This is a genomic window from Streptomyces sp. NPDC005899 (assembly GCF_040629645.1).
GTDB lineage: Bacteria > Actinomycetota > Actinomycetes > Streptomycetales > Streptomycetaceae > Streptomyces.
In genome coordinates, this window is sequence record NZ_JBEXWB010000633.1 from 1 (window position 1) to 1,861 (window position 1,861).

Below are 1,861 nucleotides of genomic sequence, written 5' to 3' on the forward strand. Positions count from 1 at the left end.
CACCACCCGGCAGACCATCCAGGCCACTACCCCGCCGAGCACGGGCACCCCGCGGGGGCCGTCGCGCCAGTCGGTGGCCGGGCCGAACCGGTCGGCGCCGCTGCGCGCGAAGGTGGCGGCGAGTTCCCGCTGGTCCTCCCCGAGTATGTGCACGCCGATGTGCCCGGCCTCGGCCACCACGGGCCAGCTGGACGAGGAGGTGCCCACCCCGAAGGAGATCAGCGGCGGCTCGGCGGCGACGGAGTTGAGCGAGGTGGCCGTGAAACCGACCGGGCGCTCCCCGGCGGCGGTGATCACGGCGACTCCGGCGGCGTGCTGCCGGAAGACCGAGCGCAGCAGCTCGGGCGCGGCCGCTCGGGAAGTGGAGAGGTCGGGCGAGGCCGTCATCGACGAGTCCTTGTGGGAGAGGGCGTACGGGCCATGGCTGCGTCAGGCGCCCGGCCGTCGCGCACCGGCGTGGCGCGCGGGATCGGCGTGCACCCGGCCGGGGAGTGGGAGTTGCGGCGGCATAGCGTCAGACTGACGATGAGTGGTGTGCGCAGTCAAGTGCGGACCGTCATGTGGGAGATGTGTCACGGCCCGTCACATCGCCTGCGCGAGTGCCGCGAAGACGTCCGCCTTACGGGGCGGGCCCGAGGCGCGGCGGACGACCCGGCCGGACGCGTCCAGGACCAGGACGGTCGGCGTCCGGCTCACCCGGAGGGCACGGACGAGCGCGAGGTGCGCCTCGGCGTCGATCTCGACGTGGGTGACGCCTTCGACCATCCCCGCCACCTCGGCGAGCGTGTGCCGCGTGGCGACGCAGGGCCTGCAGAACGCGGTCGAGAAGTGCACCAGGGTGGCCCGCTCCCCCAGCGGCGCGCCGAGTAGCACGGCGTCCAGAGGGTCGCCGATCGCCTGCCCGTCCATTCCGGTCTCCTTCTCAGAGCTGTGCGCAAAGGGTCAGCACCGGGCCACCGCATTACATTCCCGGAGGTTCCACGTGACGAGAATCTCCCGCCCCGGGGGCTTCGGGGCTGGCCACGGCGTCGCACATGGGGCACCATCGCCACAATGCCGAAAACCTACGGCTGCGTAACTTCCGCCGGGAGAACCCTCCCCAGGCGCTGAAGAAAGGTCTTCATCCAGATGGCAGAACTCGTCTATCGGCCGGTCATCGGCGCCGCTCGCACGCTGTTCAAGGCGCTCGACCTGAAGATCGACACACAGGGTTCGGAGCACATCCCGAAGACCGGTGGCGCGGTACTGGTCAGCAACCACATCAGCTATCTGGACTTCATCTTCACCGGGCTCGGCGCGCTGCCGCAGAAGCGGCTCGTCCGCTTCATGGCGAAGGAGTCGGTCTTCCGGCACAAGGTCTCCGGTCCGTTGATGCGCGGCATGAAGCACATCCCCGTCGATCGCAACCAGGGCGAGGACGCCTACGCGCACGCCCTCGCGTCGCTGCGCTCCGGTGAGATCGTCGGCGTGTTCCCCGAGGCGACCATCTCCCAGTCGTTCACGCTGAAGAGCTTCAAGTCGGGCGCCGCGCGGCTGGCCCAAGAGGCCGGCGTGCCGCTGATCCCGATGGCCCTGTGGGGCACCCAGCGCCTGTGGACCAAGGGCCGGCCGCGCAACTTCCGGCGCAGCCACACCCCGATCACCATCAGGGTCGGCGAACCCATAGAGGCTCCCGCCGACCAGTACGCCGGTGCGATCACCCGCCGGCTGCGGGAGCGCGTGCAGGAGCTGCTCGAGGCGGCGCAGCGGGCGTACCCGGTGCGCCCGAAGGACGCGGGCGACACCTGGTGGGTGCCGGCCCATCTCGGTGGTACGGCTCCGACGCCCGCGGAGGCCCGCGAGCGCGGCTGACAAGCCCGGC

Annotated in this window: 3 protein-coding genes; 1 reads left to right on the forward strand and 2 read right to left on the reverse strand. The window is 71.1% G+C overall.

Annotated elements, in window-relative coordinates; genetic code table 11:
* Window positions 1–387, reverse strand: a 387-nt coding sequence (locus tag ABZ371_RS32220; protein WP_358686410.1) for a flavin reductase family protein, incomplete at its 3' end; no start/stop codon positions are given.
* Window positions 388–582: 195 nt separating this feature from the next.
* A complete protein-coding gene (locus tag ABZ371_RS32225; protein WP_358686412.1) occupies window positions 583–909 on the reverse strand; it encodes a thioredoxin family protein in 327 nt (108 codons plus the stop codon).
* Window positions 910–1,128: 219 nt separating this feature from the next.
* On the opposite strand from ABZ371_RS32225, the gene ABZ371_RS32230 reads away from it, so the two are divergent.
* Window positions 1,129–1,851 carry a lysophospholipid acyltransferase family protein gene (locus ABZ371_RS32230; RefSeq protein ID WP_358686415.1) on the forward strand — a complete coding sequence of 241 codons (723 nt, stop codon included), beginning with the start codon at window positions 1,129–1,131 and terminating at the stop codon, window positions 1,849–1,851.
* Window positions 1,852–1,861 lie beyond the last annotated feature (10 nt).

Excerpts from the sequence above, each read along its gene's own strand:
- ABZ371_RS32225 (WP_358686412.1), bottom strand. The coding sequence starts at position 909 with ATGGACGGGCAGGCGATCGGCGACCCTCTGGACGCCGTGCTACTCGGC.
- ABZ371_RS32230 (WP_358686415.1), top strand. The coding sequence starts at position 1,129 with ATGGCAGAACTCGTCTATCGGCCGGTCATCGGCGCCGCTCGCACGCTG.